This window comes from Paraburkholderia sp. J94, from assembly GCF_905220285.1.
Taxonomy (GTDB): Bacteria; Pseudomonadota; Gammaproteobacteria; order Burkholderiales; family Burkholderiaceae; genus Paraburkholderia; species Paraburkholderia tropica_A.
This window is the reverse complement of the sequence record NZ_CAJMZH010000013.1, coordinates 97,960-122,056: the sequence shown is the minus strand read 5'-3', so window position 1 is coordinate 122,056 and position 24,097 is coordinate 97,960. Positions and strand designations below refer to the sequence as shown.

Annotated in this window: 21 protein-coding genes and 1 tRNA gene; 6 read left to right on the top strand and 16 right to left on the bottom strand. The window is 62.2% G+C overall.

The genetic code is table 11. The annotated features are described in order from the left end of the window. Positions 1 to 40: 40 nt before the first annotated feature. From U4Y88_RS26250 to U4Y88_RS26230, 5 genes are read left to right on the top strand one after another with little or no spacing between them, the layout of a single operon-like run. Entirely contained in the window at positions 41 to 973 is a 933-nt protein-coding gene (locus tag U4Y88_RS26250; protein WP_321787400.1) for a VOC family protein, read from the top strand. Positions 974 to 997: 24 nt separating this feature from the next. Beyond that, positions 998 to 1,360 (top strand): Rieske (2Fe-2S) protein, encoded by a 363-nt coding sequence (locus U4Y88_RS26245; RefSeq protein WP_321787398.1) that lies wholly within the window; start codon positions 998 to 1,000, stop codon positions 1,358 to 1,360. Positions 1,361 to 1,397: 37 nt separating this feature from the next. Continuing rightward, on the top strand, positions 1,398 to 2,561 hold the full coding sequence (locus U4Y88_RS26240) for an alpha/beta hydrolase family protein (protein ID WP_321787396.1): 1,164 nt from the start codon (positions 1,398 to 1,400) through the stop codon (positions 2,559 to 2,561). A 60-nt stretch (positions 2,562 to 2,621) separates the two neighbouring features. Next, positions 2,622 to 3,755, top strand: a complete 1,134-nt coding sequence (locus U4Y88_RS26235; RefSeq protein WP_321787394.1) for an FAD-dependent oxidoreductase — start codon at positions 2,622 to 2,624, stop codon at positions 3,753 to 3,755. Positions 3,756 to 3,787: 32 nt separating this feature from the next. Further along, complete coding sequence (locus U4Y88_RS26230) at positions 3,788 to 4,540, top strand: SDR family oxidoreductase (protein WP_321787392.1); 753 nt, start codon at positions 3,788 to 3,790, stop codon at positions 4,538 to 4,540. A 152-nt stretch (positions 4,541 to 4,692) separates the two neighbouring features. Here the strand turns inward: U4Y88_RS26230 and U4Y88_RS26225 are convergent, their stop codons facing one another. The 13 genes from U4Y88_RS26225 to U4Y88_RS26165 all read right to left on the bottom strand — a co-directional run bounded on the left by U4Y88_RS26225 (position 4,693) and on the right by U4Y88_RS26165 (position 18,551). Beyond that, a complete protein-coding gene (locus U4Y88_RS26225) occupies positions 4,693 to 5,433 on the bottom strand; it encodes an SDR family NAD(P)-dependent oxidoreductase (RefSeq protein WP_321787390.1) in 741 nt (246 codons plus the stop codon). A 112-nt stretch (positions 5,434 to 5,545) separates the two neighbouring features. Then, complete coding sequence (locus tag U4Y88_RS26220) at positions 5,546 to 6,616, bottom strand: porin (RefSeq protein WP_224015162.1); 1,071 nt, start codon at positions 6,614 to 6,616, stop codon at positions 5,546 to 5,548. 516 nt (positions 6,617 to 7,132) lie between these two features. After that, complete coding sequence (locus tag U4Y88_RS26215) at positions 7,133 to 7,555, bottom strand: nuclear transport factor 2 family protein (protein ID WP_321787388.1); 423 nt, start codon at positions 7,553 to 7,555, stop codon at positions 7,133 to 7,135. 65 nt (positions 7,556 to 7,620) lie between these two features. Continuing rightward, a complete protein-coding gene (locus tag U4Y88_RS26210; protein WP_321787386.1) occupies positions 7,621 to 8,586 on the bottom strand; it encodes a branched-chain amino acid ABC transporter permease in 966 nt (321 codons plus the stop codon). Then, positions 8,583 to 9,449, bottom strand: a complete 867-nt coding sequence (locus U4Y88_RS26205) for a branched-chain amino acid ABC transporter permease (protein ID WP_224015167.1) — start codon at positions 9,447 to 9,449, stop codon at positions 8,583 to 8,585. The genes U4Y88_RS26210 and U4Y88_RS26205 overlap by 4 nt, the downstream gene beginning before the upstream one ends. 4 nt (positions 9,450 to 9,453) lie before the next feature. Next, positions 9,454 to 10,155, bottom strand: coding sequence for an ABC transporter ATP-binding protein (locus U4Y88_RS26200; protein ID WP_224015169.1), 702 nt, complete (start codon positions 10,153 to 10,155; stop codon positions 9,454 to 9,456). After that, a complete protein-coding gene (locus U4Y88_RS26195; protein WP_224015171.1) occupies positions 10,139 to 10,867 on the bottom strand; it encodes an ABC transporter ATP-binding protein in 729 nt (242 codons plus the stop codon). The genes U4Y88_RS26200 and U4Y88_RS26195 overlap by 17 nt, the downstream gene beginning before the upstream one ends. A gap of 82 nt (positions 10,868 to 10,949) precedes the next feature. Continuing rightward, positions 10,950 to 12,269, bottom strand: a complete 1,320-nt coding sequence (locus U4Y88_RS26190) for an ABC transporter substrate-binding protein (protein WP_321787384.1) — start codon at positions 12,267 to 12,269, stop codon at positions 10,950 to 10,952. Positions 12,270 to 12,643: 374 nt separating this feature from the next. Next, positions 12,644 to 12,835, bottom strand: coding sequence for a hypothetical protein (locus U4Y88_RS26185; RefSeq protein WP_321787382.1), 192 nt, complete (start codon positions 12,833 to 12,835; stop codon positions 12,644 to 12,646). A 486-nt stretch (positions 12,836 to 13,321) separates the two neighbouring features. Continuing rightward, entirely contained in the window at positions 13,322 to 14,683 is a 1,362-nt protein-coding gene (gene dsdA / locus U4Y88_RS26180; protein WP_321787536.1) for a D-serine ammonia-lyase, read from the bottom strand. Positions 14,684 to 14,690: 7 nt separating this feature from the next. Next, positions 14,691 to 16,220 (bottom strand): amidase, encoded by a 1,530-nt coding sequence (locus tag U4Y88_RS26175; protein ID WP_321787380.1) that lies wholly within the window; start codon positions 16,218 to 16,220, stop codon positions 14,691 to 14,693. 110 nt (positions 16,221 to 16,330) lie between these two features. Next, positions 16,331 to 17,245 (bottom strand): LysR family transcriptional regulator, encoded by a 915-nt coding sequence (locus U4Y88_RS26170; RefSeq protein ID WP_321787378.1) that lies wholly within the window; start codon positions 17,243 to 17,245, stop codon positions 16,331 to 16,333. Positions 17,246 to 17,315: 70 nt separating this feature from the next. Then, a complete protein-coding gene (locus U4Y88_RS26165; protein ID WP_310632809.1) occupies positions 17,316 to 18,551 on the bottom strand; it encodes an MFS transporter in 1,236 nt (411 codons plus the stop codon). A gap of 326 nt (positions 18,552 to 18,877) precedes the next feature. Between U4Y88_RS26165 and U4Y88_RS26160 the strand changes: the two genes are divergently transcribed. Next, the gene (locus tag U4Y88_RS26160; RefSeq protein WP_321787376.1) at positions 18,878 to 20,455 is read left to right on the top strand and encodes a methyl-accepting chemotaxis protein; all 1,578 of its coding nucleotides are present in this window, start codon (positions 18,878 to 18,880) and stop codon (positions 20,453 to 20,455) included. 132 nt (positions 20,456 to 20,587) lie between these two features. Here the strand turns inward: U4Y88_RS26160 and U4Y88_RS26155 are convergent. The 3 genes from U4Y88_RS26155 to selA all read right to left on the bottom strand — a co-directional run bounded on the left by U4Y88_RS26155 (position 20,588) and on the right by selA (position 24,056). Further along, a tRNA-Sec gene (locus U4Y88_RS26155) sits at positions 20,588 to 20,683 on the bottom strand. A gap of 29 nt (positions 20,684 to 20,712) precedes the next feature. Further along, on the bottom strand, positions 20,713 to 22,632 hold the full coding sequence (gene selB / locus U4Y88_RS26150; protein WP_321787374.1) for a selenocysteine-specific translation elongation factor: 1,920 nt from the start codon (positions 22,630 to 22,632) through the stop codon (positions 20,713 to 20,715). Beyond that, complete coding sequence (gene selA, locus U4Y88_RS26145; protein WP_415774504.1) at positions 22,629 to 24,056, bottom strand: L-seryl-tRNA(Sec) selenium transferase; 1,428 nt, start codon at positions 24,054 to 24,056, stop codon at positions 22,629 to 22,631. The genes selB and selA overlap by 4 nt, the downstream gene beginning before the upstream one ends. Positions 24,057 to 24,097 lie beyond the last annotated feature (41 nt).

Here is a 24,097-nt window from a genome sequence, read left to right as displayed (position 1 = left end):
CCCGGTCGCGCGGCGCAACCAACAAAAAGGATTCCTTATCATGCAGATCGTTGGACTCGAATACCTCGTCTTCGGCATCGACGACATGGCGGGAGCACGCCAGTACCTGCTCGACTACGGCCTCGACGAAGTCGAATACGACCCCGTGCGCGGCGGCGTCTTCGCTGCGCTCGACGGCACGGGCCTCGTGATGCGCGCCGCCGACGATCCGGGCCTGCCGCCGCTGCCGCCCAAAGCGGCCACGCCCTGCCTGCGCGAAACGGTCTATGGCGTCGATAACGCCGACACGCTCGCCACGATCCGCGCGCATCTGGAAGCGGAACGCGAGGTGCGCGTGGACGAAGACGGCACCGTGCACTGCATGGACGACGCGGGCTTCGGCGTCGCGTTCATGGTCACGCGGCGGCGTCCCTACGAAGCGCGCTACCTGGGCTTCAACGTGCCCGGCCAGCCGCCGGGCCGCGCGCCCAACGACTGTGCCGCGAACCCCGACGAAATCATCAAGCCGCGCACGCTTTCGCACGTCGTGTATTTCGTCGACGACGTGAAGAAAGCCGAAGCGTTCTACGCGCGTCTCGGCTTCACCGTGACCGACCGCTTCAATCACCTCGGTCCGTTCATGCGCCCCGCGGGCACGAACGACCATCACACCCTCTTCATGATCGAAAGCCAGAACGATCACATGATCGGCTGCAATCACTTCACCTTCCACCTCGGCTCGTCGGGCGAAGTACTGCAGCACGGCTGGAACTTCGTGAAGAAGGGCTACAAGAGCTTCTGGGGCCCCGGACGCCACGCACTCGGCAGCAACTACTTCTGGTATTTCAACAGCCCGTTCGGCGCGACGATCGAGTTCGACGCCGACATGGATCTGCACGACGACAACTGGACCCCGCGCGCCGTCGACCCCGGCGCCGACAACTCGCAAATCTTCCTGTTCGAGGCCCGCAACAAATGGGCGCCGGGCGAATAAATGCGCGAACGAGGCAACGCAAGCATGACTGCGCACGCTGAAGAACGCTTCCTTTGCGCGCTCGACGACATCCCCGACGGCGGCTCGCGCGGTTTGCTGCGCGAAGGCCTCGACGATCGTTTGTGCGTGGTGCGCCAGGGCGACGAGGTATTCGTGTGGCTCAACGACTGCCCGCACGAACATCGCCCCATGGAATATCGCCAGAACCGCTTTCTTTCGGGTGACGGCACGCACATCGTCTGCTACGCGCATTCGGCGCATTTCGACATCCGCACGGGCCATTGTTTCGCGGGGCCGTGCGCCGGCCAGTCGCTCGTGAAAGTGCCCGCGCGCGTCGAGAACGGCGAAGTGTGGATCGCCGCCGAGCTGCCTTCGATCTTCGACTGAAACAGAATCACCGATTCACTACCGGACGAATACCACCATGTTCCAGTACTTTCCCACCAATTACGTGTGGAGCCTCTCGACGATGATCGCCCTCACGCATGGCGGCAACATCGGCGAGGTCGATGCCATGTGCGCCCCGCTGCGCGACGCCGCGCTGGGCGGCGACGATCCCGGCACGGTCGCGTTCTACGAGGCATGGAAGGCGGGCGCCGACAAACTCTCGGCACTCGCCGACGAGGATGTCACGCGTGGCCACGCCCTTTCCGCCGGAGAAAAATACGCACGCGCAGGACTCTATTACGGAGTGGCCGAACGCATGCAGGCACACGGCTTCGAGGCCCGGCTCGCCATCTATCGGCGCTCGCTCGAACAATTCGAACGCGGCCGCACGCTGGGTCGCGAGAATTGCACGCGCGTGGAAATCCCGTACGGCAACACGCATCTCGCCGCACTTTACGTGCGTGCCGAAGGCCTGCAACCCGGCCAGCGCGCACCCGTAGTCGTGGTGATGAACGGACTCGATTCGACCAAGGAGATGCTGCAAAAAAGCGTGATGGGGACGATGTTCGCGCGACGCGGCCTCTCCGCGCTATTCGTTGACCAGCCCGGCACCGGCGAGGCCCTGCGCCTGCAGGAACTCCCAGCCGTGCACAACACCGAGATCTGGGCCGCGCCGATCGTCGACTGGCTCGAACGGCGCGAGGAAGTCGATGCGAGCCGTATCGGCGCACTCGGTGTATCACTGGGCGGCTATTACTGCCCGCGCGCGGTCGCGTTCGAGCCGCGCTTCGCCTGCGGTGCCGTGTGGGGCGCCAACCACGACTGGCGCGCGGTGCAGCAGGCACGCCTGAAGCGCGAAGGCGAAAATCCCGTGCCGCATTACTGGAAGCACGTGCAATGGGTATTCGGCGCGAAGGATCAGGAAGACTTCTTCGCCAAGGCCGAACACATGCATCTGAACGGCGTGCTCGATCGCATCCGCGTGCCGTTTCTCGTGACGCACGGTGAGAACGATCGCCAGATTCCGCTCAAGTACGCGCACGAAACCTTCGATCAATTGATCAATAGTCCGAAGAAAGATCTTTTCATCTTCACCGAACGCGAAGGCGGCGTCGAACATAGCTCGCTCGACAATCCGCTGAACGCCGGTAATCGCATTGCGGACTGGCTGGCCGAACAGCTCGGCGGAACGCTCGCCTGAGCGTACCGACCACTGGCACACAAACAAACATAGAAGCAACGATAAATCCCGGGAGACACCATGGCACTCGTCGAGAAGGTTCTGATCGTCGGAGGCGGAATTGGCGGTATGTGCGCAGCGATCCTGCTGCGCCGGCAAGGTATTGACGTCGATCTCGTCGAACTCAATCCCCAGTGGGCACCCGACGGCGCGGGCATCACCATCAGCGGGCCAACGCTGCGCGCACTGCGCGAAGTTGGCGTGGTCGATGACGTGCTGCGCGTGGGCGGTTCGTGGCGCGCGGTCGACTTCTGCGACACCAGCGGGCAACTCACGGCCACTGTGCCGATCGCGTCGGCTCACGGCGCCGACGATCTGCCCGGTGCCGCCGGCATCATGCGCAGCGCCCTCGCCGCCATCCTCGCCGACGCCACGCGCAGCGCAGGCACGGACGTGCGTCTTGGCGTGAGCTTCGAGAAACTGGCGCAGGACGCCCAGGGCGTAGACGTCACGTTCACCGACGGCAGCCGCAAGCGCTACGATCTCGTGATCGGCGCGGACGGCGTGAACTCCACCGTTCGCCCCTACGTGAAGCCGGATTTCGCGGGGCCGCAGTTCACGGGTCAGGGTTCGTGGCGCGCGGTGGTTCCGCGGCTGCGCGAGAACTCGTCGATCTACATGGGCAAGACCACCAAGGCGGGGCTGAATCCGATCAGCGCGACGCAGAGCTATCTGTTCGTGCTCGACAAGCGCGAGGGCATGGATTTCATCACGCAGGATAAGTGGCCGCAAATGCTCGCCGAGTTGCTCGAAGAGTTCCAAGGGCCGCTCGGCGCACTGCGCGAGGGCTTGCTCGACGGCACGCTGAAGGACCATCGCGTTTTGTACCGGCCGCTCATGGGGCATATGATCGAAGGTCCGTGGCATCGCGGACGCATCGTGCTGCTCGGCGACGCCGTGCATGCCACGACGCCGCATCTGGCTTCGGGCGCGGGCATCGCCGTCGAGGGCGCGCTCGTGCTCGCCTCCGAACTGGGCCGCAAACGCTCGCTCGAAGGCGCGCTGCTCGCCTACGCGGGCCGCCACTACGATCGCGCGCGGCTCGTCGTGTCCGCTTCGGGCCGTTTGGGCGAGATCGAACGTGCAGGCGGCTCGCGCGACGAGCACACGCAAACCATGTTCAACGCGATCCAGGCGCTGCGCGAGCCGATCTGAAACGGCACACACTTGAATCTACGGAATTCGACATGACAGCTTTCACTGCGAACAACGACCGCGTCGCGGTCGTCACCGGGGCCGCCGGGGGCCTGGGCACGGCCTTCGCGCTGCGCCTCGCCGCTGCCGGGCACACGCTCGTGCTGACCGACGTCGCGGCATGCGACGCGCTCGCCGCGCGCATCGAAGCCGAGGGTCGCCGCGCCATCGCCCTGCCCTGCGACCTGAGCGACCCGGCGGACGTCGCCCGCTTCGCGGCATCGGTGCTCGAGCGAGTCGGCAAGGTCGACGTGCTCGTCAACAACGCGGCGTTCATGCCGATGGCACCGCTCAGCGCCATCAGCGCATCGCTGTGGCGGCAGATCATGACCGTCAATGTGGATGCGCCGTTCCTGCTCGCTCAGGCGTTTTCCACCGGCATGATCGAGCGCGGCTGGGGGCGCATTGTCAATCTCGCTTCGAGCACCGTGTGGGGACCGCCGCCCGGCATGAGCGCCTATGCCAGCAGCAAGATGGCGGTGATCGGGCTCACGCGCGCATTGGCTTCCGAGCTGGGTTCGCATGGCATCACCGTCAACGCCATCTCACCGGGATTGACGCGTCATCCGGGCAGCGCGGCGAATCTGCCGCCCGAAGCGTTCGAGGCCGTGCGTGCACGTCAATTCATTCCGCGCACCGAAGAACCCGACGACCTGACCGGCGCGCTTGCGTTTCTCGTTTCCGACGATGCACGCTTCGTCACCGGCCAGGTGATGAATGTGGACGGCGGCGGTTTCGGATTCTGATCGGCATGCATCGAGGGGCGGCGACGCCCCTCGATTTTTTTATCGACGACTTCGCGCACAACTTCGCGCACAACTTCGCGCACAACTTCGCGCACAACTTCGCGCACAACTTCGCGCACAACTTCGCGCACGACTTCGTGCGCGCCACCACATCACCACGCCGTAGCGCCGCCATCGACTGCGAAATCCGCGCCCGTCACGTAACGTGCCGCGTTGGAGGACAACCAGAGCGCGCACTCCGCAATATCGACCGGCTCCCCAAGACGCTTCAGCATGTTCTTTTCGAGCACCTTCGCTTCGATCGCAGGATCGCGCGCGAGGTGAGCCCGCGTGGCGGCGGTCAGAATGAAACCCGGCGAAATCGTATTCGCGCGGATGCCGTGAGGTGCGCCTTCCATCGCAAGCTGCCGCGTCATCGCGAGCACGCCGCCTTTACCCGCACAATGCGCGAGCGCCGGCGATCCATCGAGCGCGTGCCGCGCATTGGCCGACGCAAAATTCACTATTGAAGCCGCGCCGCTTTTCTTCAGAAGCGGCCAGGCCGCGCGGCACATCAGAAACACGATATCGAGTTCGCCCGTCAACGTGCGCCGCCACGCTTCGAAACTCATGTCCTCGATCCAGGCGAAGTCCGCGAATGCGGCGGCGTTCACGACGATATCGAGCGTCTCCAAACCGCCCACGAGCCGGCCGACTTCGTCTTCGTTCACGAGATTGACGCCGCCATGCAACTCGATGGAAGGATCGAGTCCCGACAACGCCTCGCGATTCAAGTCCACGGCGATCACGCGCGCGCCTTCGCTCGCGAACAGTTCCGCGCAACCGCGGCCAATGCCGTTGCCCGCGCCGGTGATCAATGCCGTCTTGCCGGCGAGTCTGCCTGTGTGGTTCATAGTATCGTGCTCGCTAAAAGAAACAGGCGGCGCGCATGCTCCATGCCGCCGCCATTAAACAGTTTATCGTCTCGATCGGGGGCTTGTGCGGCCCCTTCTCCGGGAGGCCCGCTTAGAACATGTGGGTGATCCCGATAGAGCCGCCCGTCGTTGTCCCGGTTGTGCCGAACATGGTGGAGCTACCCAGCCCCATCGAAAGACCGATATCCTGTGTACCGTGGTTGTTCACCATGCCGAACTGGGCGTAGACCGACGTGCGCTTCGAAAGGTAGTAATACGCGCCAATCGATCCCAGCCAGGTATGACTGCCGGATTCATTGGCGTTGTTCGCGTACCAGACTCCCGTATTCACGTCGATATCCGGCCGGACCCAGTAATCGAGGCCGCCGCCATAGACATCTTCGTTTTTCCCGCCTGCCACCTTGATCTTCGTGTACGAGGCCTTCGCGGTGAACGAACCGATCGTATAGGTTGCGCCGATCAGCTCGCCAGTCAGGCCCTCCGTCGTTGACGGCGTCGTGGACACCGTGCCGCCCGCGCTGCCGTTGAAATAGGCCGCATTAATGCCGAGCCCTGCGCCGTGATAGCTCAGACTGGCCGAATACTGGCGACCGGACTGGAAATTCCCCGCCACGCCGCCAAAGCTGAACAACGCGCTGCCTTGAAAGCCGCCGACCACCGGGCTGGTGTACGTGATGGCATTCGGGGTGAAAATACTCGTTGCGCCCGCGGTGGTCGCGAGAAACAGCATCGAACTGCCGAAGTTGGAGAGGTTGCGCGGGTCCTGGAAAATAAGCGACATGAAGAACGGCGATTGCTGCAGGCCGGCGTGAACCTCACCAAACGAGCCTTTCATCCCGACCCATGCGTCGCGACCGAAGAGGTTGCCGTTGGAGTTGTTGAAGCTGCCATTCGCGGCGGAGAAACCGCCTTCGAGCTTGAACACCGCCGAGACGCCGCCGCCCAGGTCCTCAGTGCCTGTCAGGCCGAAAATCGACGGCATGTTGCCACTGTCGTTGAAGGCAGCCAGCTTTCCGCTGTTCCCGTTGGTTTTGTTCATGTAAATCAAACCCGCATCCACAATGCCGTACAGCGTGACGCTGCTTTGCGCATGGGCTGCGCCGGCAAAGATCAGACCACAGGTGGCTGCGACTGCAGACCTGGCAACGTGCAGCTTCTTCATCAACGTCTCCTTACCTTATGAATATATAGTTTTATCTTTCATCGCATTACTAATCATTTCATGCTGATGAGTTTCCAACGCTACTGCTGGAAGCCCCACATCGAGGTGAGGCTTCGGGGAGTACCGGTCGACAACTGCGGCGCTCACGTATTGGGACGCCCACTTGCGGGAAGGCGTGGCCATGGTGTGTTGAGCGGCGCTTGACCCGGCCTGGCCGGTTCTCTCCAGTCCTGTTTCAACAACTTCACCCAGACTGATATTCGAATGACGGCACGGTATTGAAGGTACAGAGCTTGAATGTTCACGACAATCCATTCCTGCTGAAGTCAAGAATTGATCGTGTCGGAAGATGCTTCGAACTCGACTGCGGGCCGTGAATGTGCGCGAAACGTCTTGACGAGCAGCGCACGAGCGGCGCACGGGCGGCAGATCCCGTTGCATCGGCTGGACGCCTTTATGGTCGGCGTCTCACGGGACTGAGACGCCAATGAGGACAACCCCCTGGCTTCCTTCCGGCTAATGCGGCATGCCGATTTCGATCACCTCTCCGTTCAGCTTCGTATTTTGAAAACTGTTGTAGGCAACCGTAATGGAAGTGAAACGCTCGCCTTCGATTTCGTACATGATCAGGCCGCGATAATCGAATCGCTCCCCTTTCTCGACGGCGCCGAACAGGGTGTCGGCTTTGTCCAATGCGGTGAACTGCGTCCACATGCTGATTGCCAGCGTATTGTCATTGCTGATGAAACGCAGCACGTTCAACTTCTCTTCGAAGAACGGCCAGATCCGGCTTTCGTAGTGTTCGCGCATCCCGGCCGACCCTGTAAACGTCAGCGCTCCGTTGACCATCTTCATGTTCGGCGCGATGAACTCGTCGAAGGCCGAAGCATCGCACTCGTTGAAGCGGCGGATATACTCGTTAAAGCGTGCACGTTCCATGATGGATCTCTGCTCTCTCTTGATTGAGTTAATTGCAGCAATCGAAACCCGCGCGGGTTCCGGCATCACATCGCCCGACGGATCGCGAGCCAGTTCCCGCCCAGTTTGTCGCGAAGGATCGGCCACAAGCCGGCCGGGCTGTAAAGCATCGTCGCCACGGCGACACCGCCCATGGCAACCATGTACCAGGTGCCGGAAAGCGGCAGGACAACCGTGAGCAACTGTCTGAGCGCGAAGTAGATCAGCGTGCCGAGAATCGGCCCTTCCAGCGTCCCGATTCCGCCTACCACGACCACGAACGTCATGATCGCGGTCCAATCCGCGGAAAGCGCGTTGCCCGGCTGGACAGTCAGTCCACTCAAACAACTCAGCGCACCGGCGGCGGCACAGCCCGCAGCCGACAGCACGTAAGCGAGAAAGCGGTTACGCCATACGTCGACGCCAATGGTGCGAGCGGCCAGTTCATTGTCGCGAACGCACATGAAAGCGAGACCCGGCTTTGAGCGCAAAAGCCACAGGAACCCCAGCACCGTCAGCAACACCATGGCGCCGCCGATGAGAAACATCTGCGATTCGAAACGCGTGAAATCGAGCACCGAGATATCGGACAGCGACACCCCGCTGATGCCGCCCAACGCGTCCGTTTTCTGCACAGCAATGGACACCACCTCGGCGATCACCCAACTGGCGATCGCGAAATACGCGTCGCGCAACCGAAAGAGCACCGGGGCGATAATCGCCGCAGCGCAGGCGCCGAACGCGAAAGCCATCGGGATACCGAAATAAGGGGACATGCCGGTTGCGTTCGCGAACATGAACAGGACATATCCGCCGGCGCCGAAGTACATTTGATGACCGAGCGATACCAGACCCGCATATCCGGCGAGGAAATTCCACATCGACGCGATAACGATAATGATGAACATCTCGTTGGCGAGGTGCAGCGCGCCGTCGCCCAGCACGAAAGGGGAAATCGCCAGGAAGGCTACAAACAACACAAAAGGAATCGATCTGACGACTAGCTTGTTCAAGATTTTGCTCCCATCAATCCGTTCGGACGCACGAGCAGGAAAGCAAGGAAGGTCAGGTGCGCGTAAAGAAGTCCTGAATTGGCGTCGAACTGAAAGCTCATCAACTGCACCACCCCGAGCATGACGCCAGCAAGGAGCGCCCCCCAGATCGACCCCAAGCCGCCCAACACGACGACTTCGAACGCGATCAGGATACGGTCGACGCCCGACGACGCCGAAAAGGAAGTCCGCATGGCCAGCAGGATGCCCGCAATCGATGCCATGACGAACGCAATGCCCATGACGACGGCGTAAATTCGTTTCGGATTCACGCCCATCAATCTCACGATATCGGGATTGTCAGCCGTTGCGCGGATCATGCGTCCAAAGGCGGTTCGAACAAGCGCGTATTGCAGAGCACTGAATAGCAGAACAGAAATCGCCAGCGTGACGAGCGGCAACAGCCCGATATGAATCCCGGCCACGGAAAACGACTCCTGCGCGATCGGTCCTGTTCGAAGCACCGTCGGATTCGAGCCGAAGCGGGCCAGCATGAGATTGCGCACCACGATCGACACGCCGAAAGTGATCAGCATGGGCGGCAGCATGTCCCCGCCGCGAACGACCTTGTTCAGCAGAATCGTCTGGAAGACATAGCCCATGACAAACGCAATCGCAGCCACGGGCACGATGGCGACGAGCGGAGGCATTCCGGGAACGAGGCTCGTCACCGTCAAGGCCACGAAAGCCGCGCCGACAATAAACTCCCCATGCGCGACATTGATGACACGCATCACGCCAAAAACCAGTGCCAGCCCCAGGCCGAGAACGCCGTACAAACCACCCAGCAACAGGCCATTAATCAGGGTTTCTAAATAACTCATCCGCTCACCCTCCGAAATACGCGGTCGTCAGTCGATCCATATCCGCCACCGCTGCATCGAATTCGAGCGTCACCTGCCCTTTCAGCAGGCAGATCAAACGGTCCGACACGGCCAGGGCGCGCTTGATGTCCTGCTCCACAACGATCACCGCCGTGCCTTCTGCGCGAATCAAGCCGAACGAGTCATAGATTTGCCCGACGATGACCGGCGCGAGGCCAAGGGAGATTTCGTCACAAAGCAGCACGCGCGGATTGGAAAGCAGCGCGCGCCCGATCGCCACCATCTGCTGCTGGCCGCCGGAGAGCGTGATGGCCATCTGCCTGGCGCGTTCGCGCAAAACGGGAAAGAGTTCGTAGACACGGGCCAGCGTCCAGGGCCCGCTTCGTCTCGTGAGCGTACCCATCAGGAGATTCTCTTCAACGCTGAGCGAGGCGAACAGCATGCGCCCTTCTGGCACCATCGCAATGCCCGAACGCGCGATCACTTCCGCCGACGTCGTCGTAATGTCCTTGCCCTGATAGGCGATGCGGCCCTTGAGCTTTCGGTTCAACCCGGTAAGCGCACGCAGGATAGTCGATTTGCCCGCGCCATTCGCCCCCACCAGCGCCAGGCATTCACCTTCGGCAAGCGTGAGGGAAACACCGAATAGCGCCTGCATGTCGCCGTAGAACGCCTCGAGCGCGTCCACCTCAATGATGTTCTTCAACGCCGAGCCCCATGTAGATTTTCTTGACGACCGTGCTGTTCATGACTTCGTCTGGATGGCTGTCCAGCAGTTTTCTTCCGAAATCAAGCACGACAATGCGATCGGCGACGGCTTTCAGCGCGTGGGCAATATGTTCGATCCAGATAATGGCGTACTCACTTTTCAGCCCGGCAATCGTCTCGACTAAACGCATGACTTCGCGCTCCGTGAGCCCTGCGCCAATTTCGTCGAGCATCAGGAGCCTGGCATTCAGCGCCAACGCTTTCGCGAGTTCGAGCCGCTTGCGGTTCAGAAGCGTGAGCGATCCGGCGAGCGCGTTGCCGATAGGCGCGAGGTCGGTCCGCTCCAGCACTTCGAGGCTTTTCGATCGCGCTTTCGCTGCGGACATTTGCCCGCCGAAACTGGCCGCCGCGAAAACATTCTCGTACACCGTCAATCCCGCAAACGGCTTGGGAATCTGAAAAGCCAGGCCGATGCCGAGACGCGCCCGCTTGCTGGTTGAAAGAAAAGTGATGTCCTCCCCATTCAGGCGGATGTTGCCGCTGTCCGGTTTGAGAATCCCGGAAATCATTCCAAACAGCGAACTCTTGCCCGCCCCGTTCGGGCCGATCACGCCGACGCACTCGCCCACATCGAGTTCAAGATTGATGTCATCCGCAACAACGATCTGACCAAATCGCTTGCTCAGTTTTACGACCTCTAGCAGCGCCAAGACGACCTCTCCCATCAACGCCAGTTTGACCAGATACGGCGTCCGCCAAAGCGGACGCCGCTTTCCTCACAACAGCCCCCGTTTATCCGAACGCGAGCGGCTCCAGTTTTCCGCTGAGCGGCACAGCCGGGTTGCTGGAATTGCCGACGACCTTGAGATCGAATTTGAACTTCCCGGCGTCGGCCTTTTGCCACTGGCCGGCCACAATGTGCGTGACACCGATGTTCTTGAGCGGCGAATGCTGGAAATCGACCTTGCCGACGACCGTGTCCAGCGTCATCCGGGCGATGGCGTCTCGAACGGCCGTGGCGTTCTTCGGGTTGCCCGACGCTTTCAGGGCGGCGATGCCGACTTCCAGTAGCGCATGGTCGTAACCGAGTGGCTGTGTCCATTGATTGCCGGTCGCTGCCGTATAGGCATCGGCAATCTGCTGCGCGGACTGGCCAGTCAGGGAAGACTTGAACGGGAAAGTCGGCGTCCACCAGACCTCGGTCGACATGCCGTTGCCGTGACTGCCGAGATTGCTGACCGACGTCGGAAAGAGCAGGCCCGCGGCAATGGTGCAGATCTTCGGCCTGAAACCGGCCTGCATGGCCTGGTTCCAGAAGGTCGCCAGATGGTTTTCGAAGGTGTGGCCCGCGACGATTTCGACGCCAGCTGCCTTGAATCTGGCGATCTGAGTCGAGAAGTCGTCCGTGTTCAGCTGAAAGAGCCCGGTGTCGATCACCTCGTAGCCCGCCGCCTTGAAGGCAGGCGGAAAGCCGTGCTGCGGGTCGCTCATGGCCCGGCCGCCGTCATCGTCGGCATACAACGTGCCGACCTTCTTGTTGGTCGGAAGATGATCCCAAAGCGATGCGTAGGTCCGGCCCAATTCGTCAGCACCCCAAAAGAAGTGGAACGTGAAAGGGAAACCTTTCTTGGGGTCGTAGTGGCGCTGCGCCACCCATCCCTGCCAGGGGCCTCCGCACGAAACCTGCGGGATTCCGCGCGCATCGGCAAGATTGGCGATTGCCGTAGCCCCTTCTGCATCGGACACGAGAATGATGTCCGGTTTGTCATTCAGAATTAACTCGTTGCCCACCTGCAGCGAACGCGACGGACTGGACTGATTGTCCTTGACGATGATTTCGACGTCGTACTTCTTTCCAGCGATTTCAATACCCTCCTTCAGGTACTTGCGAACGAAATCAATGGAGAAATTAGTCGATGCGCCGAAGGACGCACGGATACCCGAGAGCGGGACAATAAACCCGATCTTGATGGTTTGGTCCGGCGATCGGGCCATGCTGAAGCCCGGAAGCGCGGTTGCGGAAACCGCGGCTGTCAACTGTGCGGCACTTTTCAGGAAGTCGCGCCGGCGCAGATCAGGGTGCTCGGCGTGCAGATCCAAGGTCTTGTCCATGATTTCCTCTTCGCTTGTTTTTTGTGAGAGCCATCTACGCTGAACCGCGCGCTTTCCCAGCGATCGACCAACCCGAACATCTTTTCAAAGACGATGCTCGCAATCACAATCGAGAAAATCCCGTTTCTCAGCGTTACTACCTATTCCAGATTCATCCGCTTGCTCGTCGACTGCGTGCCCACCCCGCATCCGCTCAGTTTGATACGGACTACTGGCAGCGATAGACACACTCCGCCAATCAGGTCATTCCCGCAGCGGGAAACGACTGTTCAGGCGACGTAATAATCAACAGATTGGGAATCAACGAGCACAATCGTGCAGCCGGTCAGATCGCTGACCGCGACAAACACAGGTGCTGTTTTACGCTGCACGGTTCATCGCGCCGCGACGAAAATGGGGACTGGGATAGCAGCGAATGCGCCTGCGGACGACGGCCGCGCCACGGGCAATATCGGCGCGATGACCATCGGGTCGACGTCGAATAAATTGCCGCGCTCAATGAACACGTGATAGGGCCTCGGCTCGCGCGCCAGCGCGGCCGACTGCAGTGTCGACAGGGCATACACCAGGTTGTCTCCAAACGCCGAAACGGTTAGCGCGTGACCGTTGACGGCATGGCCGTCCGATCGCGTTCCGCAGCTTTAGTAGTTGTCGAATGATTCCGCTCATTCGGTTTCGGCACAATCAGATTGTGTCGACAGCACCATTCGATTCTGTCGAATTCAACCCGGCGCGGGCGGTACGCTGTGAGGCGGAGAGGTGTTCGCGTCGGGCGCTGTCGCGCGAACGCGGTGATCAGGCAGGCGGCTTAAATGCGCCTCGCGCCGATGGGTGAAATGCCTTGCATCAGGCGGCATTCCTGAGCGAGAAAAAAGGCCGTGCTCGCGGCCTGTTGCTACGGCTGGAGAGGGGTGTATATCGCGCGATGGCGATGGTGATTCATGCGGCCATCACCGTGATCGCCCCGGATTGGTGGCGCGGTCGTTACGGCAAACCTCTGCGGGAAGCCGTAGCGCCCACCAACCCGGAGCGCAGTTTCTATTTTGCGTTGCTCAAGTCCCGGCAACCGCTTTCTGGCCCGCTTCGAGATACGCGCTCATCTCCGCTTGCGGCACCATGCCGCCGCCGGTTGCCCAGATCACATGCGTCGCATTGCGCATGGTTGCATCGTCGAGATGCATGCGCGTGCGATAGTCCTGCGGCGCCTTCGACACGCGCGCGAAACCCGGCGCGCCCGCCAGTGCGGACGGCTCCAGACGGATATCCTGCGTTTGCGCCATCAACGCGAGCAGCGCATAGAGTTCGCGATCATCGACCGTGTAATAGCCGTCGATCATGCGCTGCATCGCGCGACCCACGAAACCGGACGGACGCCCCACCGCAAGACCATCGGCGGCCGTCACGTTGTCGATGCCGAAGTCCTGCACCGCGAGCTTTTCATGCAGGCCCGTGAGCACGCCCATCAACATACACGGCGAATGCGTCGGCTCTGCAAAGATGCAATGCACCGCATCGCCGAAAGCGAGTTTCAGGCCGAACGCCACGCCGCCAGGACCGCCGCCGACGCCGCACGGCAGATACACAAAGAGCGGATGCGCCGCGTCCACGCGCACCTTTGCGGCCTCGAACTGACGCTTCAAACGCTCGCCCGCAACGGCATAACCGAGGAACAGCGTCGTCGAGTTTTCATCGTCGACGAAATGGCACATCGGATCGTTTTCCGCGAGACGCCGCCCGCTTTCGATCGCCTCGCCATAATCGCCCGCGTATTCCACCACCGTGACGCCATGCGCGCGCAAGCGGTCCTTCTTCCACTGGCGCGCATCGGCGGACATATGCACGGTCGTCGTAAAGCCGAGCGTCGCGCTGGCGATGCCGATCGACATCCCGAGATTACCCGTCGATCCCACCGCGATGCTGTGCAGGCGAAACAGCGCACGGCAAGCGTCGCTCGCGAGCACGCGGTAATCGTCGTCTTCCTTGAGCAGACCGTGACGGATGGCGAGTTGCTCGGCATGAAAGAGCACTTCATAAATGCCGCCACGCGCCTTGATCGAGCCGGAAATCGGCAGATGGCTGTCCTGTTTGAGCAGCAGACGCGCAGGCGCTTCCACGTCGTAGCGCTGGCTCACTACCCGCGCGAACGCAGGCACTTCGGTCAACGGCGATTCGATCATGCCGCCCGCCTCTCGCACATCGTCGAAGGCTTCGGCGAGCAACGGCGCGAAACGCTGAAGACGCGCGCTCGCATCGGCGATATCGGCGGCATCGAGCGGAATATCGTGAATCGCTTCAGCGAGCGGCGCCACGGCCGGATTGAACCACTCGACCGGTTTGAGCGCCATGAGGTCGCGCAGGAGCGGGTAATCGTGCAGCCAGGCATCGAGCGGCTTGCCGTAAATCGATTCGATCATGGTGAATTCAAACAGCGGAAGCAGAGTTATTGGAAGACGCGACAGCATCGAGCACGGGCGGATGCGTGACGATGGACTTCAGGTCGACATTCGATGCGCGCAGTTTCGCGGCATCGGGAATCGGACGCCGCAATTCTTCAGAAGTTTCAAACAGCGTTTCAAAGGCACGCGCGGCATCGAGCAGCGCGAGATCGCCGCGAAATGCGCCGATCATCTGCAAACCGAACGGCATGCCGCGATGATCGACACCGCACGGCAGCGACAAGGCCGGATTGGTCGCGAGCGTCACCACATACGTGAGCGAGAGCCAACGATAGTAATTCTCCAGCTCGACACCATTCACCGATTTCAGATACGGCTGCGTCCACGGGAATGGCGAAACCGGCGTGGTCGGCGAAAGAATCACATCGTAACGATCGAACAGCGTCTGGAAACGGCGGAACAGGCGCGTCTGATCGCCATGCGCACGCACGCAATCCGCGAGTCCCAGACCAATACCCATTTCATAATTCGCACGCGGATTCGGGCCGAGCGAATTGGGATCGGCTTCATAGGCTTTTTGCAGGCCCGCGACAAAGGCTTCGGCGCGCAGCACGTCGAAGCAGCGATGCGCACCGTCGAAATCGACTTCGATCGGCTCGCATACCGCCACCTCGCGACGCAGCAATTCGATCTTGCGGCGAAACACGGCGCGAATATCGTTGTCGACTTCGCAAACGCCGAAATCCTCCGTATAACCGATGCGCAGTTTCGACACGTCGGTGAGCGCGCGGCCGTCCATCGTCGGGTTCATCGCGAACGGATAGCCCAGCGGATCGCTGCCCGATTGACCGACTGTCGCCGCGAGTTGCAGCCAGGTGTCTTCGACGTTACGGCCCATCGGGCCGACCACCGCAATCGGCGTCCAGCCCAGCGGCTTGCGATCGCTCGGCACGAGTCCCGGCGAGGTACGCAAGCCCACCACGCCGCATTTCGCGGCGGGAATGCGCAACGAGCCGCCCGTATCCGAGCCGCTGGCGAGCGGGACCATATCGAGCGCGAGCGCGGCCGCCGAACCGCCCGACGAGCCCCCCGCATTCAGACGCGGATCGAATGGATTGCCCGTCGCGCCCCAGACCGGATTAAAACTGTTTGCGCCCGCACCCATTTCCGGCACGTTGGTCTTGCCGACGACAATCGCCCCCGCTGCACGCAGGCGGCGCACCAGCGTGTTGTCCTGCGCGGGCACGTTCGCGCGATAGATCGGCGAGCCATACGTGGTGAGAATGCCTTCGGTCTCTTCGAGATCCTTGATGCCGATAGGCAAGCCGTGCAAGGCGCCGATGGCGTCGCCGCGTGCGAGTGCCGCATCGGCCGCGCGGGCTTCGATACGCGCGCGCTCGAAGCTCGTGGCCGTGATGGCGTTCACAAAGGGATTCAGCGTTTCGATACGCGCAATACAGGCTTCGAGCAATTCGACGGCGGAAATTTCGCGCGTCTGCAACAGCGTACGCAGTGCGACGGCGCTATGACGGGTGAGTTCGTGGCGATCGTTCATCGGACAGTCCATTTAGCGACAAGCAAGAGTTCGCCCAATGTAGACGACGACAAATACGGCCGCTAGTGATGATTATCGAAAGGTCAATTCACTTTTGGTCAACGCTATTTTCAATCGACATGCGGCGACAGTTCACCGCTCAAGCGTTCGATAAACGATTGCAGCAGCGGCGGCAACGCGCGCCGCGCGAGCGTCTGTATTTCCACCGTGCGCTCGCTCGTCGTGAGTTCCGGCACCGGCAGCGCAACCAGTTCGCCGCTCGCGACGCGCGGGCGCACAAACAACTCTCCGCTGAAAGTGACGGCGTCGCTGGCGATCGTAAAACCCAACAGCGTTTCGAGCGTCGCGCTGCTCAGCACGCTTTTGCACGCCACGCCTTCGCGACTGCAATAGATATCGATCAGCTTGTGCAGCGTCGAATGAACGCCCGGCAAGGCGAGCGGATAGGCCAGCAATTCACGGAACGACACCTGCGCCGATTGCGCAAGCGGATGCGACGCCGCCACGATCGCGAAGATGGGCGAAGGCGCGGAGAACGCCACGTGAATATCCTTTTCAGGCCCGAAACTGAATGTGAGGCCAATATCACATTCCGCTTCGCGCACGCGCTGCGTGACGCCTGCCGCCGTATCGACGACGACTTCAAACGAGGCAGGCGCAACCGTGCGGCGAAACTCCGCCATCGCGCGCGGCAAAAACGCAGCGGAGAAACCTTCCGTGCAGGCAATATGGATCGTGCGTTCGGCTTCGCCGCGCAATGCGTCGATTTCCAGCGAAATCTGCTCGGCGTCCAGTTGCGAGCGGCGCGCATAGGCGGCAAGCATTTCGCCCGCCTTGCTCGGCACCATGCCGCGCGACTGCCGCACGAAAAGCGGCGTACCGAGTTCGCTTTCGAGCCGCGCAATCTGGCGACTCACCGCCGACGGCACGACGTTAAGACGACTGGCAGCATCGGCAACGGAACCGGTGTTGACCACTTCGAGGAAGTAGCGAACAGCGGCTTCCTGAAGAATACGGGCGCTCATGATGGATCGATGGGAATACGCGGAATGTTCCATCATAGCGCCTCATTGTCCGCCGATGCGATCGATACGATCACGCCTCCTCAGGCACTCCCAGCCGTGCATCGGCTTCGGGCGAGAGGCGGATCGACAGACTGGTCACGAGCGCGAAGGCCGTCGCCACGATCAGGAAACCAAACACGGCGTTGTAATTGCCGGTGACGGAGACCAGCAAACCAATCACCGCGGGCGCAACGAATCCCGCGACCTGTCCGCCGAAATTCACCATACCCGCGCCCGTGCCGATAAGTTTTTGCGGCAGGAATTTAGCCGGCAGCGCAAATACGCCAGCGAATACGAACGACTTGAAGAAGTAGACGATCGATTGAAACGCGATGACGCCCGTCACCGTTTCAGCCGTATACATTTCATAGAGAAAGAAGCCGGAAATTGCGCAGCACGCCGCCATCAACCATTTCTCGCGGCCATCGAACCAGCGCGTGAGAATCCAGCCGCCCAGCGCCGTCGAAATGCTCGCCGCCACGAACGGCAACGGCGTGAGCATCCCGACCGCCTTGAGATCGAGATGGCGCTCGGTCAGCAGATACGCGGGCATCCAGGCATCGAGTCCCTTGTTGACGATGCCCATACCGAACCACGTCAGCAGGATTTTCCACATCAGCGGCATTTTGAGGAGCGCGCGCGTAGCGGCGCCGTCGATGCGCGTAGAGCGGCCCGTCGAATCGCGCTTTTGATGGGTGTCCTTTACCGCGAACAGATAAAAGAGCGCGAACACCAGACCGGCGCAGCCGGCCACGACAAACGCATGACGCCAGCCCAGCAGCAGAATCAGGGGCGCGATGGCGAGCGGCGCAATAAAGCTGCCCACGTAATTCGACGACATTAGGAAAGCGGACATCTTCGGACGATCGGCGCGCGCGCACGATTCGGTTACGCCTTTAACCGCCGCGCCGGGATAACCGCCTTCGCCGAGACCGAAGATAAAGCGGATCGCGATCAGCGAGGCCAGCGACCAGGCGAGGCCGGTCATCAGCGTAAACAGGGACCAGAACGCCACCGAAACGACGATGACTTTCTTGCTACCCCAGCGGTCCGCAATCCAGCCGCCCGGAATCTGCATGGCGGCGTAGCTGATGTAGAAGGTGCTCATGACCACGCCGAGCGCCGCCGCGCCAACGTGAAACTCCTTACCAATCGCCACCAGCGACAAGGCAATCGCCGAGCGATCGATATACGAAATGCAGTAGCCGAGATAGAGCAGCGCGAATACCGCGAAGCTGGCGCGTCTGCTTTTATTGGGGTCGATCATGCTGGGCATCCGACGAGAGAGTGAAGACCGGGCCCGCGTCGGCTGTGCCGAGCGCTCCCACCGCGACTAGTCGAACTGATCCTAAGTAGCCACAAATGGGGCGACAAGTGACATATTCCGATGCCTGCGTTCGCGAAAACTCATCGGAAAGCGTGCAGCCCTTCTCTCGGCTCTACCCCCTCGCTTTGCATCACGGCGCTCACGCACAGGAAAACCCTTAAGTAATTCCCCATACCGGCCGTTATTTCACAGGCGAACCAAGCCGCGGGAACACCTGCGCGAGACATGGTGCCAGCGGACACGCTGTGTAATAAATAAAAAGGAAAATGATGAAACTGAAAGACCTCCCCGTGAGAACGGGGTTCATTGCGGTGTTGGGACTGTTTGGCGTGCTCGTTCTGCTAATGGCCTTGCTAGGTATCGCCTCGCTCAACGAGAACAATGCCCTCTCCGGGCGAATTTCCACGCTGAATGCGCAGGTTCTCGATCTCAAAGACGTCTATATCAACAACCTGAAGGCGCGGAGCGCGCTGGCCCGTGCTTTTATCGCCATCTCGGCGAATCCGTCGGCCAAAGACGCTGCCGTGCAGGACGCCCAGCGCTTCTTCGATCTTGCCAAAGCGTCCAATAGCGATTTCGAAAGGATTCCGAAAGACAATGACGACTTGCGCGGGACGGCTGAGACCGTAGGCGGAGCATTCCGCGCGCACTCGGGTGCCATCGACGGTCTGTTCGCCGCCATCGCGAACAACGACACGAAGGCCTACGCCGAAACCAACGAAGGTCCGATGACGCAGACCAGCATGGCGTTCGGCAAGAGCAGCGACGCGTTTTTCGCGGTCGCCGCTCAACAGACGAAAATGCTGCAAGAACAAAAAGCGCATACACGTTCGCTGCTGATTGGCGTTGCGATCGGCTTGCTGGCCTTGTCAATCGTCCTGATCATCCTCGTTTATGTTGCGCTTGACCGCATGATCGTCAGGCCGCTCAAGGAAGCGGTTGACGTGGTGGAGCACGTGGCGCGCGGCGATCTCACCATTAAAATCGCGCGCGAGTCGTCGAACGAAATCGGCCGGTTGTTCGCGGCGATGGAGGCAATGCGGAGCAGCCTTGCCGGTATCGTCCGTGCGGTGCAGGGCGGCAGCGAAGTCATCGTGACGGCCGTTCACGAAATGGCGAGCGGCAATACCGACCTCTCGCAGCGCACCGAGGAACAGGCGGCGGCATTGCAGCAAACGGCTTCGTCGATGGAGCAACTCACGAGCACGGTCAGGCAGAACGCCGAAAACGCGAAGCAGGCCACGCAGCTCGTCACGAGCACGGCGGAATTGACCCAGCAAGGTCATCACGCGTCGAAGGATGTCGTCGCGACCATGCGCGGGCTTTCCGAGCTTTCCGGCAAGATTTCCGACATCACGAACGTGATCGAGGGCATCGCCTTTCAGACCAATATTCTCTCGCTGAACGCTGCCGTCGAAGCGGCGCGCGCGGGCGAAGAAGGACGCGGCTTTGCCGTGGTGGCGAGCGAGGTGCGCTCGCTCGCGCAACGCAGCGCGAGCGCAGCGAAGGAGATCAAGGAGCGCATCACCGACTCGCTCGCACGCGTGGAATCGGGCGCGCTACAGGTCGAGAAGGCAAGCGGCGTGATGGCCGAAATCCTCGCCTCGGTGAACAAGGTCAACGATCTGATGGGCGAAATTTCCGCGGCTTCGACCGAGCAATCGACGGGAATCGAGCAGGTCAGCCGCTCGGTGGCGCAAATGGATCAGGTCACGCAGCAGAACGCCGCGCTGGTCGAGGAAGCATCGGCGGCCGCGCTGTCTCTCGAAGATCAGACGCGGGTGCTCAAGGATGCAGTGGCGGTCTTCCGCACGGAGGCGAGCGGCCTGGGCTTGCGTCGGTAAGCGCGCATTGCCCACACGGAAGTCTAGAGGACCAGGGGCAGCGTCATTCGCCTGCGCTGCCTGGTCTTACTGGCAACAACAAACAACGAAGAAGAAGAAGAACAACAACGCCGAACCATCGGCGAAAAAAACTGGCGGAAAGCAGACAGAGTCGAACTGTCCCAGGAACGGCTGACGTCCCCAACTGGGTTTGAAGCCCAGCCGCACCACCCGATGCGATTGCCTTCCTTCAAAAAACGCTAAACGTCACCACCCTTTCACAGCCATTCACGCATCCGGCTATCGGGTCTTAGCAGATGCCGTTCACGCTGGAAACGAGTATATCCAACGCGGTCGAAGAACTCCAGAATCTGGATCGCGCGTTTTCTCCCGAGACCCGACGCATCGCGAAACGCCGCCGCGCCCACACCCGCGCCCTGCTCCTGCGCAAGTTTCGCCACCAGACGCGCAAGCTCGTGCACCACGTCCTGATCGTAAAACAGATCGCGCACGATCTGATAAAGCCTGCCCAGCCGCGCAAGCTTGCGCAACAACGCACGCACCTTTTCTTCGGATTCCTGCGTTTCTCTCGCCAGATCGCGCACCCACGGCGGATCATAGCGTCCCTGCGCAATCAACGGCATGAGCCGCGCGGCCAGCGCTTCCTCCTGCGCATCGAGCGTCACCGCATGCGACGGCAAATGCAGCCACGGTCCGCTTCGCGCAATCCGTCCTTCGTCGACGAGCGCATCCACCGCCGCGCGCCAGACCGTATCGCTCGCGAGCGGCGCCGCCATGCGCCGCAAGCGCGCGGCGTCCGGGCCCTGCTCGTCGGGCGAGCGCGCATGAAAATCGCCCAGCACCTCGACGATGCGTGCCGCGAGTCGCGTCCAGTGATCGCGCGCGAGCACGACCGATTCCTCGGCGCGGCCTTGCGGCGCGATCGTCACCGCGTCGGCGGGTAACGCCAGCGCATCGGCGGCCTGCCCCGTCAACTGCATGAGCGTCGCGAGCGCGAGCCCGCGCGGCGCTTCGCCGATCAGCGCATCGACGCGTCCTTCATCGAGCCACACGCGCAACGCATCGAGCCACGCGCGCCGCTCCGGTGTGCGTCTGCGCCGCGCCGGACCGAACGGATCGAGCACGCGCCCGCCGCCCACCGTCCGGCTCGCCTGCGCATTGCGCACGATGAAGCGGTCGCCCGGGAGCGCATGCAGCGGCGCGTCGAATACGAGCTGCACGCGCGCCGTGTCGCCCGCGCCCAGCGTATCGCCGTCGATCAGCGCGACGTTGGCGACGCGATGTGTCGTGCCCAGATGCACGTGCAGCGGCGACCAGTGCGTGAGCGTGATGCCCGCATCGGCGAGCAGATGCAGTTCGACGTCGAGACGCGTCGCGGTTTGCGCGAGCCGCGCGTCGACGATCCAGTCGCCACGCGCGATCTGCGCCTTGTCGATGCCCGCGAGATTGAGCGCGCAGCGCTCGCCCGCGCGTCCGGTTTCGGCGGCGCGGTTTTGCGCGTGGATGCTGCGCACGCGCACCGTTTCGCCCGCTGGCGCGAGCAGCATCGCGTCGTTGGTCTGCACGCGGCCCGCGAACACCGTGCCGGTCACGACCGTGCCTTGTCCCGTCAACGTGAACACGCGGTCGACGGCGAGCCGGAACAGGCCGTCGTCGCGACGCGCCTGCCACGCGGTCGCGCGCTCGCGCAAGAACGCGTCGAGTTGCGCGACACCTGCATCGCCGTTTTCCGTCGCGTTCGTTTCGAAGCAAGGCGCGCCCGCCAATGCGCCCGGCGCGAGCCACGCATCGATTTCCGCGCGCACTTGCGCGAGCCGCGCGGCATCCACGCGATCGGTCTTCGTCAGCGCGATCGCGCCTTGCGTGACGCCCAGCAATTGCAGAATCGCCAGATGCTCGCGCGTTTGCGGCATCACGCCGTCGTCGGCGGCAATCACGAGCAACGCGAAGTCGATGCCGCACGCGCCCGCCGCCATCGTATGCACGAGCTTTTCGTGGCCCGGCACGTCGATGAAACCGAGCACGTCGCCGTTCGCGAGCGGCGTGTACGCATAGCCGAGTTCGATGGAAATGCCGCGCGCTTTCTCTTCCTTGAGGCGGTCGGTATCGACGCCGGTCAGCGCGCGCACGAGCGTGGTCTTGCCGTGATCGATATGCCCCGCCGTGCCGACGATCACAGGCGCAGCTCCGCGAATTGCGCGACGAACGCGGCTTCGTCCGCGCCTTCGACGCAACGCAGATCGAGACGCAAGGCATCGTCGGCGATGCGGCCGATCACGGGACGCGGCAGCGCGCGCAACGCGCGCTCCAGCTTGAGCAACGCGCGTCCGCTGCCACCCTTCCCCGCGTGGCGGATCACGAGGCCGCTGCTCGGCAGCAGATCGACGGGCAGCGCGCCGCTGCCGATCTGGCTGAACATCGGCTCGATGCCCGCCGTGTACGCGTCGCCGAGCGCGCGTTGCAAGGCGGGCAATGCGCGCGTGGCCGCGTCGTGCATCTCCTGCGCGGGACGCGTGAGCAGACGCAGCGTGGTGAGCCGTTCGCGCAGCAGTTCGGGCGCGCGATAGAGCCGCAGCACGGGTTCGAGCGCGGCGAGCGTGAGCTTGCCCACGCGCAGCGCGCGCTTGAGCGGATGCTTCTTGATCTTCGCGATCAGTTCCTTGCGCCCGACGATCAACCCGGCCTGCGGTCCGCCGAGCAGCTTGTCGCCGCTGAAGGTCACGAGGTCCGCGCCCGCTTCCACGGTCTCGCGCACCGTGGGTTCGGCGGGCAGGCCCCATTGCGTCAGATCCGCGAGCGTGCCGCTGCCGAGATCGACCGCCACCGGCAAGCCATGCTGGCGCGCGAGCGGCGCGAGTTCGTCGAGTTCGACGGTCTTCGTGAAGCCGCTGATCGCGTAGTTGCTGCAATGAACTTTCATCAGCAGCGCCGTGCGGTCGCTGATCGCGGCCTCGTAGTCTTTCAGATGCGTGCGATTGGTCGTGCCGACTTCGCGCAGACGCGCGCCCGCGCGGCTCATGATGTCAGGAATGCGAAACGCTCCGCCAATCTCCACGAGTTCGCCGCGCGACACGATCACGTCCTTGCGCGCGGCCAGCGCCGAAAGCGACAGCAGCACCGCCGCCGCATTGTTGTTGACGACGGTCGCCGCCTCCGCGCCCGTGAGTTCGCAGATGAGTTCGTCGATCAGATCGTCGCGGTCGCCGCGCTTGCCGGTGGCGAGATCGAATTCGAGGTTCGCGGGCTGCGTGAGCGCTTGCACCACGGCGCGCACCGCTTCGTCGGGCAGCAGCGCGCGGCCGAGATTCGTGTGCAGCACGGTGCCGGTGAGATTGAACACGGCGCGCAACGCGCTTTGCGCGCGCGCCTGCAAGGTGGTCGATGTGGCTTCGATCACGCGGGCAATGGAGAACGGCGCGGCGCCTGCACCTTCGTTCGCGTTCACGTCGAACTTCAACGTGCCCGCCTGCGCCTCGCGCCGCCAGCCGTCGAGCGTCGCGCGGATCGCCGCGAGCACCTGCGTGCGGCCGTATTCGGTAATCAGCGGCTGCGCGTTTTCAGACGCGATCACGCGTTCCACCGCGGGCATCTGCGCGAGCATCGCGTTGAGCGCTCGCGCATCGGATTCAGCCGGTGACGCGC

What these genes read in the sequence shown, in the direction of transcription:
- U4Y88_RS26250 (WP_321787400.1), top strand. Translation starts at nt 41, where the DNA reads ATGCAGATCGTTGGACTCGAATACCTCGTCTTCGGCATCGACGACATG.
- U4Y88_RS26245 (WP_321787398.1), top strand. Translation starts at nt 998, where the DNA reads ATGACTGCGCACGCTGAAGAACGCTTCCTTTGCGCGCTCGACGACATC.
- U4Y88_RS26240 (WP_321787396.1), top strand. Translation starts at nt 1,398, where the DNA reads ATGTTCCAGTACTTTCCCACCAATTACGTGTGGAGCCTCTCGACGATG.
- U4Y88_RS26235 (WP_321787394.1), top strand. Translation starts at nt 2,622, where the DNA reads ATGGCACTCGTCGAGAAGGTTCTGATCGTCGGAGGCGGAATTGGCGGT.
- U4Y88_RS26230 (WP_321787392.1), top strand. Translation starts at nt 3,788, where the DNA reads ATGACAGCTTTCACTGCGAACAACGACCGCGTCGCGGTCGTCACCGGG.
- U4Y88_RS26225 (WP_321787390.1), bottom strand. Translation starts at nt 5,433, where the DNA reads ATGAACCACACAGGCAGACTCGCCGGCAAGACGGCATTGATCACCGGC.
- U4Y88_RS26220 (WP_224015162.1), bottom strand. Translation starts at nt 6,616, where the DNA reads ATGAAGAAGCTGCACGTTGCCAGGTCTGCAGTCGCAGCCACCTGTGGT.
- U4Y88_RS26215 (WP_321787388.1), bottom strand. Translation starts at nt 7,555, where the DNA reads ATGGAACGTGCACGCTTTAACGAGTATATCCGCCGCTTCAACGAGTGC.
- U4Y88_RS26205 (WP_224015167.1), bottom strand. Translation starts at nt 9,449, where the DNA reads ATGAGTTATTTAGAAACCCTGATTAATGGCCTGTTGCTGGGTGGTTTG.
- U4Y88_RS26190 (WP_321787384.1), bottom strand. Translation starts at nt 12,269, where the DNA reads ATGGACAAGACCTTGGATCTGCACGCCGAGCACCCTGATCTGCGCCGG.
- dsdA (WP_321787536.1), bottom strand. Translation starts at nt 14,683, where the DNA reads ATGATCGAATCGATTTACGGCAAGCCGCTCGATGCCTGGCTGCACGAT.
- U4Y88_RS26175 (WP_321787380.1), bottom strand. Translation starts at nt 16,220, where the DNA reads ATGAACGATCGCCACGAACTCACCCGTCATAGCGCCGTCGCACTGCGT.
- U4Y88_RS26170 (WP_321787378.1), bottom strand. Translation starts at nt 17,245, where the DNA reads ATGAGCGCCCGTATTCTTCAGGAAGCCGCTGTTCGCTACTTCCTCGAA.
- U4Y88_RS26165 (WP_310632809.1), bottom strand. Translation starts at nt 18,551, where the DNA reads ATGATCGACCCCAATAAAAGCAGACGCGCCAGCTTCGCGGTATTCGCG.
- U4Y88_RS26160 (WP_321787376.1), top strand. Translation starts at nt 18,878, where the DNA reads ATGATGAAACTGAAAGACCTCCCCGTGAGAACGGGGTTCATTGCGGTG.
- selA (WP_415774504.1), bottom strand. Translation starts at nt 24,056, where the DNA reads ATGCTCGCGCAGATGCCCGCGGTGGAACGCGTGATCGCGTCTGAAAAC.